Origin of the sequence: Sediminicola arcticus (genome assembly GCF_040566695.1) — a bacterium.
GTDB lineage: Bacteria > Bacteroidota > Bacteroidia > Flavobacteriales > Flavobacteriaceae > Sediminicola > Sediminicola arcticus.
In genome coordinates, this window is record NZ_JBEXAE010000001.1 from 719,712 (window position 1) to 738,272 (window position 18,561).

Here is an 18,561-nt window from a genome sequence, read left to right on the forward strand (position 1 = left end):
AAAGAGTACTTCTATGGTCATTTTATGGGTTAAAATTAGATTTCTCTATGTAGGCATCAATAAAGTATTTAACACTTTTAATTTATAGTTCCTCCACAAGTGTTATTTTTGTTGTGAAAAAGAAAATTTAAAGAGAACGGTACATGAAAGGAGTTTTGTTTGTAAACCTTGGGTCGCCAGATAGTCCTACCCCAAAGGATGTAAAGCCTTATTTAGATGAGTTTTTAATGGATGAAAGGGTAATAGATGTTCCCAAAATACTGAGGAACATTCTTGTCAGGGGCATTATTTTGCAGACAAGACCTAAAAAATCAGCCAAAGCTTACAAGAAGATCTGGTGGGATGAAGGATCGCCATTGATTGTAATTTCTCAAAGGTTTACGGAAAAAGTAAAGGAACATACCAAGATGCCTGTGGCTTTGGGAATGCGCTATGGCACCATGACTATAAAAAAAGCACTTCAGAATCTTAAAGACCACGGTGTGGATGAGGTGTTATTGGTTCCTTTGTATCCTCATTATGCCATGTCCTCCTATGAAACTGTGGTGGTTAAGGTCATGGAGGAACAGCAAAAATATTTCCCTGAAATGAACCTTACCACCCTTCCTGCGTTTTATAAAAATCCGGATTACATCAAGGTGCTTTCCGAGAGTATTACTGAGGGCTTGAAAGATTTTGAATACGACCAAATTTTGTTTTCCTACCACGGGATTCCAGAGAGGCACATCAGAAAATCCGATCCTACAAAATTCCATTGTAAAATTGATGGTAGTTGCTGTCAGATAAATTCTGTGGCCCATCATACCTGCTACCGTCATCAATGTTATGAGATGACCAGATTAGTAAGGGAACATATGGGGTTGCCAGAAAGTAAGGTTAGCGTTTCTTTCCAATCGCGTTTGGCTGGTGATCCATGGTTAAAGCCTTATACTGACTATGAGTTTGAGCGCTTTCCAAAAGAGGGGAAAAAACGTCTAGCGGTAATTACTCCTGCCTTTGTTGCCGATTGTTTGGAAACATTGGAGGAAATTGCTATGGAAGGGAAGGAACAGTTCGAAGAGGGTGGTGGAGAACACTACAAGCATATCTCATGTTTGAACGACAGCCCAAACTGGGTGAACCTTATGGCCCAATGGGTCAATGAATGGGAGGCTACTGAAACCCTACCCCTATAATGGCAAATGTGTCTTCGGAACAGCTGGGTTCTGAATCTATAGGAAAACTGCTCATCAAGCAGGCCCTTCCGGCATCCATCGGTATTTTGGTGATGTCGCTCAATGTTCTTGTAGATTCTATTTTTGTTGGTAATTGGATTGGCTCTATCGCTATTGCAGCGATTAATGTGGTATTGCCAGTTTCTTTTTTTATAGGGGCTTTAGGGATGTCTATAGGTATTGGCGGTTCTAGCATCATTTCTCGTGCGTTGGGTGCTAATAACACTGAAAAGGCCCTAAAAGTTTTTGGTAATCAAATAACCCTATCGCTCTTGGTCACTATTTCCATGGTGCTCTTGGGGCTGTATTACATAGATACGCTAATCCCTGCCTTTGGTGGGAAGGGTGATATTTTTGGCCCAGCAAAGATTTACTATACCATAGTCCTGTATGGAGTGCCTTTTTTGGCTCTTTGTATGATGGGAAATACCGTTATCAGGGCAGAAGGGAAGCCCAAATTTGCTATGATCGCAATGATTATTCCTTCTGTAGGAAACCTAGTGATGGATTATATATTCATTTATATATTTGATTGGGGTATGGCAGGAGCTGCCTGGGCTACTACAATTGGGTATTTTCTTTGTTTTAGTTATGTCTTGTATTTCTTTCTCTCCAAAAATTCAGAGTTAAAGATATCTTGGAACCATTTTGGTTTAGATCGTATTATTCTTAAAGAAATAGGAGCCTTGGGTTTTGTGACTTTGGCAAGGCAAGCTGTAATAAGCCTTATTTACCTAATCATGAACAATATACTGTTCAATTTGGGGGGGGAGGCCATGGTGGCCGTCTATGCTATTATTGGGCGGATGTTGATGTTTGCCCTTTTTCCTGTTTTTGGGGTAACACAAGGTTTTCTTCCTATTGCTGGATTTAACTATGGTGCTGAAAAGTACGAAAGGGTAAGGGAGACTATAAATACTGCGATAAAATATGCGGCCATTTTAGCAACAATTGTTTTTGTGGGCCTTATGATTTTTCCAGCTGAAATAGCTTCCTTATTTTTAAGTGATAAACCAGGGATGTCGCCTTCAGAATTGGCTATGAATGCCTTTGTCCTGGAAAATACCCCTAGTGCAATGAGATGGGTTTTTGCAGCTACACCAATTATAGCCCTTCAGCTCATAGGAGCTGCGTATTTCCAAGCCGTGGGCAAAGCTGTACCTGCTTTGCTGCTCACCTTGAGTAGGCAAGGTTTCTTTTTTATTCCCTTGGTGCTAATTTTACCACAGTTCTTTGGTGAATTGGGGGTTTGGATATCATTTCCAATTGCAGATGTTTTGGCAACTGTTGTTACAGGATATTTTCTACGAAGGGAAATTCGCACTAATTTAATCACAAAGATTTCGTCATAAATAGTTTTTATCCCTACTTTTAGAGGGACTAATTCTAATACAACCTTAAATGAAAACTTTCCTTTCAAGGATTGGCATGCTTTTGCTGGTCTTTTTTCTACTACCTTTAAGTACAACAGCACAAAAAAAGAAGAAATCTTCAAGTTCGGATACCCAATATCAGGAAGAATTATACTCAAGTTTAGAATATCGTTTAATCGGTCCATTCCGAGGAGGCCGTTCAGCAGCCGTAACTGGGGTGCCAGGGGAGCCAAATCTATTTTATTTTGGTGCGGCCGGCGGCGGTGTCTGGAAAACGGAGAATGGCGGACGTGAATGGGAAAATATTTCAGATGGCTTTTTTGGAGGTAGTATTGGCGCTATTGAAGTGGCCAAAAGTGATCCTAATGTAATTTATGTTGGAGGAGGTGAGAAAACCTTGAGAGGAAATGTATCTTCAGGATACGGAATATGGAAATCTGAGGATGCTGGAAAAACATGGGTTTCTGCAGGATTAAAGGATAGTAGACATGTTCCAAGGATTCGTATTCACCCAACCAATGCCGATGTGGTATACGCAGCGGTGTTAGGGAATATATATAAACCAACTCAAGAAAGAGGTGTTTTCAAAAGTACAGATGGAGGGAAAACCTGGATCAAAAAACTATTTGTAAACGACCAGGCAGGAGCGGTAGATCTTACTTTTGATCCCAATAACCCAAGAATATTATATGCTTCTACATGGCGTGCCCAAAGAACGCCATATAGCTTGAGTAGCGGAGGGGAAGGTTCTGCCCTTTGGAAAAGTACCGATAGTGGCGAAACTTGGAAAGAAATTTCAAAAAATGAAGGATTCCCAAAAGATACCTTGGGAATCATTGGGGTAACTGTATCACCTAAAAATAGCGAACGTGTTTGGGCCATTGTAGAGAATAAAGAAAAAGGAGGCTTATATCGAAGTGATGACGGAGGTTCTAAATGGACCCTAGTTAATGATGAACGTAAATTGCGTCAAAGGGCTTGGTATTATACTAGACTTTATGCTGATACTGAGGATGAGGATGTCGTTTATGTTCTGAACGTAAATTACCATAAATCTTCGGATGGTGGAAAAACCTTTAGCACCTTTAATGCCCCACATGGAGATCACCACGATCTTTGGATAGCTCCAGAAGATTCCAATAGAATGATCATTGGAGATGATGGCGGAGCCCAAATTTCTTATGACGCCGGGGAGACTTGGAGTACCTACTACAACCAACCTACAGCTCAATTTTATAGGGTTACCACGGATAATTCGTTCCCATACCGCATTTATGTAGCGCAACAAGATAATTCTACCATTCGTATCAATCATAGAAGCGATGGTTCTAGCATCAGCGATGAGGATTGGGAGGAGACCGCAGGTGGTGAATCGGCCCACATTGCAGTAGACCCAGCAAATAATGATATCGTTTATGGTGGTAGTTACGATGGTTTCTTAACTCGTGTAAACCATAAGACGGGAACAGTAAGAGGGATAAATGTTTGGCCAGATAACCCTATGGGACATGGTGCAGACGGAATGAAATATCGTTTTCAATGGAATTTTCCTATTATATTCAGCAAACACAACCCAAAGAAATTATATACGTTTTCTAATCACGTTCACGTAACAGAAAATGAAGGGCAGAGTTGGACATTATTGAGTGGAGACCTAACTAGGAATGACCCAACGAAATTGGTTTCCAGTGGGGGGCCTATTACACAAGATAATACGAGTGTAGAGTATTACTGTACCATTTTTGCGGCCAATGAAAGTCCCTTAAAGGAAGGCTTGCTTTGGGTTGGTAGTGATGATGGTTTGATCCATGTTTCCAAGAATGGTGGACAAAGTTGGGAGAATGTAACCCCATCAGGAATGCCAGAATGGTCCATGGTAAACAGTATTGAGCCTTCGGCTTTTGATGAAGGAACCTGTTATGTAGCAGCAACTAGATACAAATTGGGGGATTTTCAGCCTTATTTATATAAGACCACTGATTACGGTAAAACATGGAGCAAAATTACCAATGGTATAGCCAATGAGCATTTTACCAGAGTGGTAAGGGAAGATCCTAAGCGCAAAGGCCTTTTATATGCTGGTACAGAAACAGGAATGTATGTTTCTTTTAATGATGGTTCAGATTGGAAGCCATTCCAATTGAACCTTCCTATTGTTCCGATCACTGATTTAGCGGTAAAAGACAACAACCTTATTGTAGCTACCCAAGGTCGAAGCCTTTGGATCATTGATGATCTTACAGTTCTTCACCAATTGAACGAAGCAAAGAAAAACACGTCAACTATTTTGTACAAACCAAAAGATTCCTACAGAACCAAAGGAAGAGCAGTAAAAACCCCTTCAAAAACGGCTGGGATGAATCACCCCAATGGAGTTATCACTCATTTCTATCTAAAGGATGTTAAAGAGGATGATAAAATAGCATTGACTTTTACTACAATGGCTGGGGATACCTTAGGGTCATTCAATACAAAAGCAAAAGAGAAGGATAAGAAACTTACGGTTAAAAAAGGTGGGAATACCTTTGTTTGGGATACCCAAGGTAAAGGTGCCGAAGAATTGGATGGAATGATTCTTTGGTGGGCAAATCTTGAAGGTGCTAAGGCAGTTCCAGGAGATTATAAGGTTCATTTAAATGTGAATGAAGCAACTTCCACGGAGACCTTTACCATTTTAGCGGATCCAAGAGCTGAGGTAGGGGTAGCGGCCATGCAAAAGCAATATGATTTTGTAGAGGATGTAAATGCAACCGTAGATAGAGCACACCAATCCATTAAAAAGATACGTAAAATCAGCACCCAATTGGATGCCTTTACCAAACAATACAAGGATAATGAGGCTACAAAGAAATTGGTGGAGAACGCTAAAAAGATGAAATCAGATTTTGAGAGCATCGAAAAGGCTTTGTACCAAACCCAAAACAGAAGTGGTCAAGATCCATTGAATTTTCCGATTAGACTTACCAATAAACTAGGACATTTGAATAGTTTGGTGACTATGGACGATTTTCCTCCTACGGATCAGGATATCCTTGTTAAAAACGAATTGACAGCGGAGATCAATAAGGAGTTGGGCACTTTTGATACCCTAGTGGATACCGAGATAAAGGCATTTAATGAGGCTTTCAACACTTTAAAACTCAATTATTTATTTTTAGAATAACAACACATCATTAAAAGGTCTCAAGAATATTTTTCTTGGGACTTTTTTCTTTATCATACCACCTAATCATTTTTCACTTATGAGAAAAAATCTTCTATTTCTAGTGTTCTTGTTACCGTTCACAATGGTATTTAGTCAGTCTGCGGAATCCTATTTTACACCTTTAAAATATCGCAATATTGGACCTTTCAGAGGGGGTAGGTCTGTTACTGCAACCGGTGTCATTGGTGATCCATTGACCTATTATATGGGAAGTACGGGAGGTGGATTATGGAAAACATCTGATGCGGGACAACGGTGGGAAAATATTTCAGATGGATTTTTTGAGCTAGGATCTGTTGGGGCAGTTGCAGTGGCAAGCTCAGATCCCAATATTGTATATTGTGGTATGGGAGAACATGCACCTAGAGGGGTAATGGCTTCCTACGGAGATGGAGTGTATAAATCTACCGATGCAGGAAAGACATGGAAAAAGATGGGCTTGGAAAAAACCCAACATATTTCAAGAATTGTTATTCATCCCACGAATCCAAATATCCTATGGGTAGCTGCACAAGGGGCACTTTATGGGCCTACTAAAGAACGGGGAATCTATAAATCCATAGATGGGGGGCTTACTTGGAAAAATGTACTTTTTGTTAATGACTTGACGGGTGCAGTTGAACTATCCTTGGATGTAAATTATCCTGAAGTACTTTATGCCGCTATGTGGCACCACCAACGTAAACCCAATATCGTGATCAGTGGAGGGGAAGGAAGTGGGTTGTACAAATCTATTGATGGAGGTGAATCTTGGTTTAAAATCCATGAAGGCCTACCGAAAGAAAAAGGTAAAATGGCCATAGCCGTTAGTCCTGCAAATTCAAATAAAGTGTATGCTTTAATTGAAAGTGATTCAGATAAGGATCAAGGCGGACTTTTTGTGTCAGAGGACGCAGGAAAATCTTGGAACATGGTCAGTGGGGATAATCGGTTGGTGCAGAGGGCATGGTACTATATTGAAGTTTTTCCAGACCCCAACAATGAAAATACGGTGTATGTCATGAGTGCACCGGCCCTACGGTCCATAGATGGCGGTAAAACGTGGGAAACCCTTTCGGGGCCACATGGGGACTATCACGACTTATGGATCAATCCAAATAATTCCAAGAACATGGTCATAGCCGATGACGGTGGGGCAGGGATTAGCTTTGATTTTGGAAAAACATGGAGTACCCAAAGTAATATGCCCACTGCACAATTCTATCGAATTAGTACGGACAACCTGTTCCCTTATAATATTTATGGGGGACAACAAGACAACACTTCTGTTAAAATAGCCAGCCTTTCTGCAGGAAGAAGCAGTATTACCCGGGAAGATTGGAGCTATTCGGCAGGAGGAGAAAGCGCTTTTCTTGCTTTTGATCCCGATAATCCAAGGTATGTTATGGGGGGTAGTTATTTAGGGACTATTGAGCTTTTGGACATGGAATCCAAGGCATCCACTCAAATCATGGCAGCTCCAATCCAATATCTGGGACGGGCCGCCAGAGACATGAAATACCTCTATAATTGGAACGCCCCAATTATTAAATCACAACATGAACCAGACACCTATTTTCATGGAGCACAACTAGTGCTTAGAACCCGTGATAGAGGGGTAACTTGGGAAGAAATCTCTCCCGATCTTACCCGAAATATGGATGAGAAACAAGGAAAAGGGGGAGGACCCTATACCGTTGAGGCGGTAGGGGCTGAAAATTATGGAACCTTAGCCTATATGATTGAATCCCCTCACGAAAAAGGCGTTTTCTGGACAGGTAGTGATGACGGCTTGGTCCATATCACTAAAAATGGAGGGGAAAGCTGGGAAAATGTAACCCCAAAAGGTCTTCAGGAATGCTTGGTAAATGCAATAGACGTTTCCCCGCATGACCCTGCAACGGCCTATATTGCTACTACTCGTTACAAATTTAATGATTATACCCCGGCCCTATATAAAACAACGGATTATGGGAAAAGCTGGGTAAATATTAGCTCTGGTCTTCCTTATGGTAGTTTCACGAGGGTAGTTAGAGAAGATGAAACCCGAAAAGATATGTTGTTTGCAGGAACGGAAAATGGGATTTATATTTCTTGGAACGGCGGTAAAAATTGGGAAAGCCTTCAATTGAATCTTCCTAAAGCACCAATAACCGATTTAAAAGTTCATAAGGGTAATTTGATTGTTGCCACTTCTGGGAGGTCTTTTTGGATTCTAGATGATCTTCAAGCCCTATCACAATATGTTCCCATTAAAAAAGGAGTTAAGATTTTAAAGCCAAACGCTGCTTACAATGGGTCTTGGGGTAGTCCTTTGAATGGAAATTCAGAGGATTTTAAAGGCACGGATCCTTTTGAAGGGGTTAATCCAGCCAACGGCATGGTCATATATTATGAGTTACCCAAATTGGCCGATTCATCAAGTATAGCACTCGATATCCATGATGCTAGTGGAAAACTTGTGCGTAGCCTTAGTTCCGAAAAAGATCCTAAATATGTTAAGAACAATGGAGGGGGACCACCACCTGCAACGGTTCTATCTAAAAAAGAAGGACTCAACCGCTTTGTGTGGGATATGAAACACCCTACCATGGTTGGCATTCCAGAAGTCTATATGGAGGCAAATTTTCGTGGGCATGTGGTTTCTCCAGGAGAATACACCATTAAATTAAGGACCCCAAACGAAACCGTGGAGACTATGGGAAACATATTGGAAATTCCTACCTATGAAACAAGTCCCGGGCAATATGAAGCCTATGATATATTGATGACGGCTATGGAACAAAGCTTGACCGATATGCATCATAAAGTCAACAAACTGTTTGCAAGTCAGAATCAATTAAAGAATGTGGTATCTGAATTAACAGCATCTCCATTGAAAAAGAAGGGGGAAGAGTTGATCGCACAATTGGATGCTTGGGACCAAGAAATGGTGCAACGCAAATCTCAAGCATATGACGATGTGGAGAATTTTCCTAATAAATTTACTGCCGAATATTTGTTTTTGATCAATCAGACCAGTAGTGATATTCCTAGGGTAAACCAATCATCATTAGATCGAAAAATGGAGTTAGACGCTCAATGGAAAATACTGAACCAAAAGGCCTTAAAATTGATTGAGGCAGATATTCCAGATTACAATAAGGCGTTATGGAATGAAGGAATTGGCGCTATTAGAATAGGGGATTAAGGTTAGGAATTAAAACCTTATTTATTATTAGACGGAATATTTCCATTTGGAACTGAAAATTTATTACCGAAATTTGTGGGCTCATAGGAGAACGAAATGCAAGACTACTACAATTATTTAAAATCATTACATCTCATCTTTGTAATTACTTGGTTCGCGGGATTATTTTATATCCCTAGGTTGTTTATATACCACATAGAAGCGTCACAGAAAGGTTCCCCGGAAAAGGAAATCCTTACTGAGCAGTTGAAACTAATGACAAAAAGATTGTGGTATATTATTACCTGGCCTTCGGCCGTCCTGGCCACCCTTTTTGCCGTTTGGTTGTTGGTCCTGATGCCGGTATGGCTGCAGCAACCTTGGATGCATATAAAATTGGGGTTTGTGTTGTTGCTGATTCTTTACCATCTTAAAAACCATCAAATATTTAAGCAATTGCAGCGAGATGAGGTTCGTTATACCTCAAATTTTATGCGACTCTGGAATGAAGGTGCCACCTTAATTCTTTTTGCGGTGGTATTCTTGGTCATCTTAAAGAATACATTTAATTGGATTTTTGGGGTAGCAGGGATAGTTGCCCTTGGGGTACTACTAATGCTAGGTATTAAACTGTATAAAAGTATCCGCAGGAAAAACCCAAATGCCTGACATGGTATATTTTCTGTAAGCTGTAAATGGCACCCCATTTGGCTTGATAATTGCTATATTTAGCACAAAATAAGACATTACTTTTGACAAAATTATCATTACGATCCCGCATATTTATCACTATGATCTTGCTGGTGCTCATTGCATCTGTACTGATTGCAGGGGTAACTATTTATCAATATAGGGAACAATCCAAGGATTATCACGCAGATCGTTTGGAGCGTAAGGAAGAACAGATCAAACAAAGTATAGCGTATACCATTCAAAAGACAACTTATCCAGTTACCACGGAAAATCTGGAATTTATCTTTATGGATGAAATTTATCAGATTGCCGATGTGCAAAATGTGAATTTTAATATTTATGATTTAGAAGGCCAGTTGATAAAGAGTTCAAGACCCACCTTTGAGAGGGACTCCATTTCTACCTGTCTTTCGGCAGAGGTATTAAATAATTTGGCGGCAAGCATAGATGAACGTTATGTAGAAGAAAAAAGTACGGCTGGGGACAAATACCAAGCTTCTTATACCTATATAACAGATACCAGATTTAAACCAGTAGGGATACTTAATTTACCCTATTTTGAGGATAATTCCTTTAATAATCACGAACTAAAGGAGTTTTTGATGCGTTTAGGAGGGGTATATCTTTTGATGCTATTATTAGCAATTGCCCTTGCTTATTTTATATCTAAGTACATTACTAGGTCGTTGCAGACTGTATCAGATAAATTAAACCAAACTAATTTTGAAAAGCGTAACGAAAAGATCCTGGTGGACAATCCCAGTCTGGAAATAGGTAAACTTATAGAAGCCTATAATGCCATGATTGATGAGTTGGAGCAGAGTGCTGCTAAATTGGCGCGTAGCGAAAGGGAACAGGCATGGCGGGAAATGGCAAAACAGGTAGCTCATGAGATTAAAAACCCCTTGACTCCCATGAGGCTAAGTGTTCAGAGTTTTGAACGGAAATTTGACCCCAAAGATCCAAATATAGATAAGAAGGTAGATGAATATTCAAAAACCTTGATCCAGCAGATAGACACTTTAAGTAATATAGCCTCGGCATTTTCTAATTTTGCAGATATGCCAGCGCAGCAGAATGAGACCTTAGATGTGGTAAAGATTGTGAAATTGGCATTAGATATCTTTCAAGAAGATTATATTCATTTTGTAAGTGAAAAGGAAGAAATAATTGCCAAGTTGGACCGCACCCAATTGATACGGGTGGTTACCAATTTGGTAAAAAATGCCATCCAGGCTGTTCCAATGGCAGAATCACCTCGTATTTTGGTTTCTGTGGCTATAGAGGACCAGTTGGTAAAGATTATAGTGGCAGATAATGGAGTAGGTATAGAAGATGAGTTTAGAGATAAGGTATTTGAACCCAAATTCACAACTAAGACGAGCGGCATGGGACTTGGTCTTGGGATGGTAAAGAATATTGTGGAAACATACAAAGGAACCATAGATTTTACCTCTCAAAAAGGTAAGGGAACGGTATTTACAGTTAGGTTCCCAAAAGAATAGTCCTTTATGATAAAATGAGGCCTAACTTGTATACGGGAAACTAGTTTGATAATTTACAACTGATAAAATACGAAGACAATGAGTTACGAAAATATATTGGTAGAGCAGAAAGACTCTAGAGCAGTAATAACAATCAATAGGCCAACAAAATTAAATGCATTAAATAAAGCAACTATTAAGGAACTGCAAGAGGCTTTTAAAGCATTGGATAGGGATAAAACAGTTAAGGCGATCATCATTACAGGGAGTGGGGAAAAAGCGTTTGTGGCCGGTGCTGATATTTCAGAATTTGCTAATTTCAGCGAAAGAAAGGGACATAAATTGGCTGAAAAAGGGCAAGAACAACTTTTTAGTTTCGTAGAAAACCTTTCTACCCCTGTCATCGCAGCGATTAATGGGTTTGCACTAGGCGGTGGTTTGGAATTGGCTATGTCCTGTCATTTTAGGGTGGCAAGTGATAATGCCAAAATGGGACTGCCAGAAGTTTCCTTGGGCGTTATACCGGGTTATGGAGGTACGCAGCGTTTACCTCAGCTAGTAGGTAAAGGAATCGCTATGGAAATGATCATGACTGCTGGGATGATAGATGCCCAAAAAGCACTATCCCATGGTTTGGTTAATTATGTGGTAGCTCAAGAAGAATTAATGCCCTTATGTGAGAAATTAGTAAGCAAGATATCGAATAACTCATCTGTGGCCATTGGTTACGCAATAAAAGCCGTAAATGCGGGTTTTAAAAATGATGTGGACGGTTTTAAAGCTGAGGCAAAAGCATTTGGTAAATGTTTTGGTACTGCAGATTTTAAAGAAGGAACTTCAGCATTTTTGGATAAACGCAAAGCTGAGTTTCCGGGTTCATAACCAATCTTAATCCTACGATTCTCATGAAAACCAAGCTTATTGTACTTTTTCTATTGGCTACCAACATGGTTGCTTTTGCCCAAAAAATGCCTGTTAGTTATGAATTTGGAGAACGGTATAATGACCGTTATAAATATTCTAATCTACTGACTATTGCAGATGATGGGGAAGGCGGTTCAATACTGGTGAGATCTTATTTTACCGGCTTGATTCTTAGGCCAAAAGGATTTTTTATTGAACACTATAATAAGGATTTAGAATTAGTATCCGAGTTTAATTATAAGCTAACGGATATAGATTTTGTTGATGGGTACGTTAAAAATGGTAAGCTACATCTTCTATTGTTAAAATATAACCTAGGGACAGCCTCCTATGAATATGTAATTCATACTTCATCATTAGCGGTCATGGATTTTAAAGAGGATGTTATTCTGTCCATAGAATCTGTGCAAGTAGAGAACGCTTTGGATAAGAATTATTATAATAGAAATTTTAGTTCAGGGTTTACAACCTCCGTGCTGTTTAATGAAGATAAATCGGCCTTCGCCATAACAACCCATTTCAAAAAAAGAAGTGATAACCAGCACTTTATCTATTTGTTTGATACGTCTGGAACTAAGTTAATGGAGTATGATTTTTCTGCCGAGATAGAGGAGAAGAATTATGCTTTTGAGGATATAGCGGTGTCCAAGGATCTAAAAAAAGTTTATCTTATCGGGAAGGCGTATTACAAGAAAAAACGATTTGCTGCAACCGAACGAAAGTTTCAATATGAATTATTACATATAGACGAAAATGGGGGCAGGACCCAAACATTTGATGATCCAGGCAAATTTTCAGAAGCATTAAAGCCAATCCTAATAGAAAACAAGTTGGTTTTTGTTGGGTTCTTTGCCGATCGTAAAGACAACCGCTATAATGGACTCGTCTATTTTGAACTAAACCCTAATTCCTTAGAGATTGTCCAAAAAAAATACCACCCTTTTTCAGAGCAATTCATGGCGGATAAATTTGGTATAGGGGAAGAACGGGAAATTAGTAACCTAATTTTTAAGAACGTCACTGTAACCGACGAAAAGGATATCCTTTTTAATGCGGAGGAGTATTTTGTAACCAGTAGTGTTCAACAAGATGCCAGTGGCGCAAGATTGCATATAGATCGATATCATTATAATGATATGGTTAGCGCCAAATTAGATGCTTCAGGCGAGTTGATATGGACTAGAAACATCAATAAGTCAGAAGTTACCCAAAACGATGCTGCTTATGCATCATACAGTTCATATACCTTGGGGAACGACACCTACTTTTTTATTAGTACGGCAAGTGAAAATCCCCAGCAATTAAGCAACGAAAGGATCATCTTTAGGCAGGGTTACAGTAGAAATAGGAATGTCTTTCTGATAAAACTTGACGTGCAAGGCAATATGAGTTATGAAAAGGTCATTGATGACAAAGATGCCAGACTCCCATTAATGGTCTCTATACCCTTCACGGATAAGAAGGATAATAGCATGCTCTTTTATGCCAAAAGGGGCTCTAAAAAACAATTGGTTAAAGTATCCTTTAAATAAAAATTATTGCAAGGAAATATTCTAGAAATACGGTATATTTCCAAAATTTGGCTCCAAAAAAGTATATCAAAGAGCGAGGAGCTCAGCAAAATATTCCTAATCGCTTTTTAAGGCATATACACGGACAGCGTGATGATTTCTAGGAGTTCTGTCGTATAGATGGGGAAGAGGTGGATAAGAATAAAACCCTTTACCTCTCTAATTTTCCTAAAACTAATGGCATGTTGGCGCTGATTATTCCGGAATCAATAGTCATGAAATTATGGATTTTGCAAGAGTAGTTTCAGAGCACGGAGCCGTTTCCATGGCTTTCACCCTAGTAAGACTAAATGGGTCAATAGGTCAAATATTTACGGATTGGATTAATAAAACCTTGCCTGATAGGGCAGCAAAAGTACTTCATTAAAAAGAGGTTTGTAATGAAGGTTCCTTGAACGATAGTAGATTTGATGTTAGAGGAAAAGGGGATGGTAAAATAACAGAACACATTCATGCAATGATCCATTTGGCAAAGAAAAAATACTTCAAGGATAAAGCTTTTACGAAGCCCAATACTGATCTTCATGAACGTTATAAGGATGCATAGTTATCGCTGTTTTAATTACAAATCATACGATGAAATAACCCTCTTAATTAAAATTAAAAGGGCTACATGGTTAGGCAAATTTATTAACTAAGTTCCCAACCTGGTCTATAGTCACGCTTAACCCATTCATTGGCCTTGTCGTAATTGGTGACCTTCATGTTTTTTCCATCCCAAAGTAATTTGCGTCTGCCTGGATAGTTAAAAGGATCCCAATCTCCTGCTTTTTTACCTTCTTTAAATTCTTTGTATTGGTAGGCTTTTATAGCTAGGTTCCCCATGAGCACTGCTTCCGTCAATGGCCCAGATCTTGCAAAATCAGACGACGTATTGGTGCCGTTCATGCAGCCTTCTACCCAATTATTGGCATGGGAGCCTGTAATTCTAGGAAGATATGGTTCCGGGGCATTAAAAAGTTTCATAGTATCTGAAGGTAATAATCTGGGGTTTCTGGAATAGGTATCGCACACTAATATGCCTTTAGTCCCATAAAAGATACTTCCACCACCTCCATCACCAATAGTTTCATCATTTTTTAATTCATCTGGCAGATCTGGTTTAAGTCCGCCATCATACCAGTTAAGGGCAATATCCCCATGGGCAGCTGTATTGAATTTGAGCCTTACAATAGAGGAAGGAGGGCAAGAAGAACTGTAATCTGCTTCTACAAAATCACCTACCCAAACGGTAGTGCAACTAGCCTCGGCTTCTGTGGGATAACCCAAGTCTAGCGTACTGAAAGGTGTTTCCATAATATGACAACCCATATCCCCTAGGGCACCGGTTCCAAAATCCCACCAGCCTCTCCATTTAAAAGGAAGGTATGCTGGGTTGTAATCTCTCATTGCTGCCGGTCCAAGCCAAAGGTCCCAATCTAATTCTGTAGGGATAGGTTCCTTACCCACAGGTAATTTTACACCCTGTGGCCAAACGGGTCGGTTCGTCCAACAATCTACTTTTTCTATATTTCCAATAATGCCTGCATCTATCCATTCTTTGGCCTGTCGGCTACCATCACTGGAGGCACCTTGATTTCCCATCTGTGTTACAATCCCGTTTTCTCTAGCCACTTCGGTCATCAAACGTGTCTCGTAAATATTATGGGCCAGAGGCTTCTCTACATAGGCGTGTTTTTTGGCGCGCATATAGGGTAATGCTATGGTTGCATGGTTATGGTCTGGTGTTGCCACCATAATGGCATCTATTTCCTTTAAATGTTTATCGTATACTTTTCTAAAATCCTTATACATTTTAGCCTTAGGGTGTAATGCCTGACTTTCTGCAACCATCCGCATATCTACATCGCATAATGATACAAATTTTACTTTACCGGTATCGGTCAAATCTCGTATTACTCCACCACCACGTCCTCCAACGCCAAAGGCGGAAACGTAAAGGGTATCACTGGGTGGGACATGATTTTTTCCTAGTACAAAACTAGGTACAATGGAAAAGGCTGCCGAGGTGGCAGCCACATTTTTGATGAATTTTCTTCTTTGCATTTCGGTTGGATTCTAGTTTTCTAGCTTGAAGATACAAAAAATGAAAACTATAAAGACAGTATTTGTAAATGAGGCAAGAATTCTTCAAAGGTTTTTATGTCCTTTTAAGAGTTACCGTTCCATTCTAAAAAGAACTGTTCCAAATAATTTAACATAAACTGATGTCTTTGTTCTGCTATGTTTTTGCCACTTACAGTATTCATCTTCTCTTTTAGCAATAGAAGTTTCTCGTAGAAATGGTTGATTGTAGGGGCAGTAGATTTTTTATATTCCTCTTTGGACATATTGAGATTGGGCGCAATATCTGGATTATAAAGTTCCCTATTTTTAAAGCCACCATAATTAAATGCCCTTGCGATACCTATGGCACCAATGGCATCTAAGCGATCAGCATCTTGAACCACGGCTAATTCTGGAGAGGAGAATTTATTTTTACTTACTTCTAAACTAGATTTAAAGGATATATTTTCTATAATGTCTACCACGTGACTAATAACCTTTGGATCAACTCCTATGGAGCTCAGAAATTCCATGGCGAGTTTAGGTCCTATAGCTTCATTTCCATTATTAAATTTTGCATCCGCAATATCGTGGAGCAGAGCCCCAAGGCTAACTACTAAAATATTTACCTGTTCATCTTTCGCAATTAGAAGGGTGTTTTTAAATACACGCTGAATGTGGAACCAGTCATGTCCGCCTTCAGCCCCTTTCAGAGTTTCCTTTACAAAGGCGATGGTTTCTTCTACTATTTCGCTATCTGTCATGCAAATGAATTTATACCGGTTTTGATGTTTTCTTCTACTTTGGCAATTAATGCGTCTTTATCCTCACTTATTTCGAGAGGTTGGTGAACGTCTAGAATGATATGGGTCCCCAAGGCATTTGGAAATTTCCCAAAGCGCAACATTTTCCAGGAATTATTGATACTAATTGGGACAATCAAGGCTGAAGGGGCATTTTTCATTAAAATCTTTAAACCCATGGTCTGAAATTTCTTGGGATGTCCCGTTTTGCTTCTTGTACCTTCCGGAAAGATAACAGCACTGCGATTATGGGCTTCTATATATTTTCCAAGTTTGGCAATTTCAGTCAATGCTTGTCTGCTATCTTTTCTGTTGATCAGTACCGAACCTCCGTGACGTAAGTTATAGGAAACGCTGGGAATCCCTTTTCCAAGTTCCTGTTTGCTCACAAATTTGGGATGATGCTGCCTCATATACCAAATAATGGGAGAAATATCGTGCATGCTCTGATGGTTAGCAACAATAATCAAAGGTCGGTCTGTAGGTATGTAGTAAGTGTTGTTATAGGTATAGGTAGTGCCAAGAACGTTTGAACACCTCAGAAGGCATAAATTTAAAATACTTACGGTTTTTTTCAAGGCAGGATATCCATAAACCTTGAAAGCCATCCATTGGATGGGATGGAATACCAACAGAGTTAAGCCAAATAAAATCTGGTAAACAATGGAGAATGGGTAGGCCAATATTTTAAGCATGTTACAAAAATAAAAAGAGAAACCATGACTAGCATGATTTCTCTTTTTATTTTTTCTCTTTTACGCTAACAGCCTTCTAAAAGGCTAGAAAAGATAAATTAACAGAATTCGTTGTAGGCTCCTATTAAATTTTCAGCAATCATTTCGGCTGGTCTTCCTTCAATATGGTGGCGCTCAATCATATGAACCAGTTCACCATTTTTGAATAAGGCCATACTTGGAGAAGATGGAGGGAAGGGAACCATAAGTCCTCTAGCGGCATTTACCGCTTCCGTATCAACACCAGCAAAGACAGTCACTAAATGGTCTGGTTTCTTAGTGTTAACTAGGCTCATTTTCGCCGCCGGTCTTGCGTTGGCTGCAGCACAGCCGCAAACAGAGTTTACAACTACCAAAGTAATACCTTCTTTGTTGATGGCCTTCTCAACAGCTTCGGCCGTATGTAATTCTTCAAATCCAGCAGATGCTAGATCTTGTCTCATTGGTTTAACTAATTCTGCAGGATACATAAGCTTATTTTTAAAAATTCAAATATGAGACAAAGGTAACCAATTTGTATCGTTTAAGGCATGTGCCTTAACTTTTCCTTAGGGCTACTTTTCTATCTGAATATTATATCTTTGAAAAAATTTTGAATAGGATGATAAAATGGTTTACCGCCATCTTGGGGTATTATGTGTTTCGGTTTCCGGGCGCAATTGTAGGATTTTTTATTGGAAGTTATATAGACAGCCTTAGGAGCGGTGGTTCAGGAGGTAAATCAGTTTTTTTGGGGGGAACCAGTCAGACTGTTTCTCCTGCAGATTTTGAGTTGAATCTACTTTCTTTATGTTCAGTAGTTATAAAAGCCGATGGGAATGTAACCCAGAGCGAGCTGGATTATGTAAGGCAATATTTTTTGAGCACCTACGGTAAAGATAAAGCAAATGCTATTTTCAGGACTTTTAATGAGGTTATCAAAAAAAGAGAAATCTCTGCTGATAGAATTTGTGCCTATCTGAATCAGCGTACGCGTTATGAGGTGCGACTCCAATTACTGCACTTTTTGTTCGGAATCGCACAGTCCGATGGGAATATAAGTCCCCTTGAGATTGATAAAATCAAAGAGATTGCTGGGTATTTAAACGTGGGGATGATCGACTTTGAGAGTATAAAGGCCATGTTCATCAAATCTGCCGACACAGCATATAAAATTTTGGAAATTGAAAGGTCTGTATCCGATGAGGAAGTGAAAAAGGCGTATAGAACTATGGCCAAAAAGTACCATCCAGATAGGGTAAATACCGAGAATGAGGCTATTAAGAAGGGGGCTGAAGAAAAGTTCAAAGAAGTTCAAAAGGCGTACGAGACCATTCAGAAAGAACGAGGTTTATAGTCTTTGATGGGTTTTTTTAAGGTCACTATC

The 18,561-nt window shown here is 39.5% G+C and carries 15 protein-coding genes; 11 read left to right on the top strand and 4 right to left on the bottom strand.

Annotation, left to right across the window (positions count from 1 at the left end; all coding sequences use genetic code 11):
• Window positions 1-143 precede the first annotated feature (143 nt).
• From hemH to ABXZ36_RS03255, 10 genes are all read left to right on the top strand, one after another.
• Window positions 144-1,175: a ferrochelatase gene (gene hemH / locus ABXZ36_RS03210; protein WP_354614025.1), complete on the top strand. Its 1,032-nt coding sequence runs from the start codon at window positions 144-146 to the stop codon at window positions 1,173-1,175.
• Complete coding sequence (locus tag ABXZ36_RS03215) at window positions 1,175-2,566, top strand: MATE family efflux transporter (RefSeq protein WP_354614026.1); 1,392 nt, start codon at window positions 1,175-1,177, stop codon at window positions 2,564-2,566. Before hemH ends, ABXZ36_RS03215 begins: the two co-directional genes overlap by 1 nt.
• A 49-nt stretch (window positions 2,567-2,615) precedes the next feature.
• Window positions 2,616-5,750: a WD40/YVTN/BNR-like repeat-containing protein gene (locus ABXZ36_RS03220; protein WP_354614027.1), complete on the top strand. Its 3,135-nt coding sequence runs from the start codon at window positions 2,616-2,618 to the stop codon at window positions 5,748-5,750.
• A 79-nt stretch (window positions 5,751-5,829) separates the two neighbouring features.
• The gene (locus ABXZ36_RS03225) at window positions 5,830-8,961 is read left to right on the top strand and encodes a WD40/YVTN/BNR-like repeat-containing protein (protein WP_354614028.1); all 3,132 of its coding nucleotides are present in this window, start codon (window positions 5,830-5,832) and stop codon (window positions 8,959-8,961) included.
• A gap of 96 nt (window positions 8,962-9,057) precedes the next feature.
• Window positions 9,058-9,609 carry a CopD family protein gene (locus ABXZ36_RS03230; protein WP_354614029.1) on the top strand — a complete coding sequence of 184 codons (552 nt, stop codon included), beginning with the start codon at window positions 9,058-9,060 and terminating at the stop codon, window positions 9,607-9,609.
• A 122-nt stretch (window positions 9,610-9,731) separates the two neighbouring features.
• Window positions 9,732-11,138 (top strand): ATP-binding protein, encoded by a 1,407-nt coding sequence (locus ABXZ36_RS03235; RefSeq protein WP_354614140.1) that lies wholly within the window; start codon window positions 9,732-9,734, stop codon window positions 11,136-11,138.
• Window positions 11,139-11,216: 78 nt separating this feature from the next.
• A complete protein-coding gene (locus ABXZ36_RS03240) occupies window positions 11,217-11,999 on the top strand; it encodes an enoyl-CoA hydratase/isomerase family protein (RefSeq protein WP_354614030.1) in 783 nt (260 codons plus the stop codon).
• 23 nt (window positions 12,000-12,022) lie between these two features.
• The gene (locus ABXZ36_RS03245) at window positions 12,023-13,573 is read left to right on the top strand and encodes a hypothetical protein (RefSeq protein ID WP_354614031.1); all 1,551 of its coding nucleotides are present in this window, start codon (window positions 12,023-12,025) and stop codon (window positions 13,571-13,573) included.
• 262 nt (window positions 13,574-13,835) lie between these two features.
• On the top strand, window positions 13,836-13,979 hold the full coding sequence (locus ABXZ36_RS03250; RefSeq protein WP_354614032.1) for a hypothetical protein: 144 nt from the start codon (window positions 13,836-13,838) through the stop codon (window positions 13,977-13,979).
• Window positions 13,980-14,003: 24 nt separating this feature from the next.
• Window positions 14,004-14,159 (top strand): hypothetical protein, encoded by a 156-nt coding sequence (locus ABXZ36_RS03255; RefSeq protein WP_354614033.1) that lies wholly within the window; start codon window positions 14,004-14,006, stop codon window positions 14,157-14,159.
• Between the two features lie 83 nt (window positions 14,160-14,242).
• On the opposite strand, the gene ABXZ36_RS03260 is transcribed toward ABXZ36_RS03255, so the two are convergent.
• The 4 genes from ABXZ36_RS03260 to ABXZ36_RS03275 all read right to left on the bottom strand — a co-directional run bounded on the left by ABXZ36_RS03260 (window position 14,243) and on the right by ABXZ36_RS03275 (window position 17,665).
• Complete coding sequence (locus tag ABXZ36_RS03260; protein WP_354614034.1) at window positions 14,243-15,658, bottom strand: Gfo/Idh/MocA family protein; 1,416 nt, start codon at window positions 15,656-15,658, stop codon at window positions 14,243-14,245.
• A gap of 104 nt (window positions 15,659-15,762) precedes the next feature.
• Complete coding sequence (locus ABXZ36_RS03265; protein WP_354614035.1) at window positions 15,763-16,422, bottom strand: HD domain-containing protein; 660 nt, start codon at window positions 16,420-16,422, stop codon at window positions 15,763-15,765.
• Complete coding sequence (locus tag ABXZ36_RS03270; protein ID WP_354614037.1) at window positions 16,419-17,156, bottom strand: lysophospholipid acyltransferase family protein; 738 nt, start codon at window positions 17,154-17,156, stop codon at window positions 16,419-16,421. Before ABXZ36_RS03270 ends, ABXZ36_RS03265 begins: the two co-directional genes overlap by 4 nt.
• Window positions 17,157-17,254: 98 nt before the next feature.
• Window positions 17,255-17,665: a BrxA/BrxB family bacilliredoxin gene (locus tag ABXZ36_RS03275; protein WP_354614038.1), complete on the bottom strand. Its 411-nt coding sequence runs from the start codon at window positions 17,663-17,665 to the stop codon at window positions 17,255-17,257.
• A 131-nt stretch (window positions 17,666-17,796) separates the two neighbouring features.
• Here ABXZ36_RS03275 and ABXZ36_RS03280 point away from each other — a divergent pair, with 131 nt between their 5' ends.
• Window positions 17,797-18,531 carry a TerB family tellurite resistance protein gene (locus ABXZ36_RS03280; protein ID WP_354614039.1) on the top strand — a complete coding sequence of 245 codons (735 nt, stop codon included), beginning with the start codon at window positions 17,797-17,799 and terminating at the stop codon, window positions 18,529-18,531.
• Window positions 18,532-18,561: the final 30 nt, after the last annotated feature.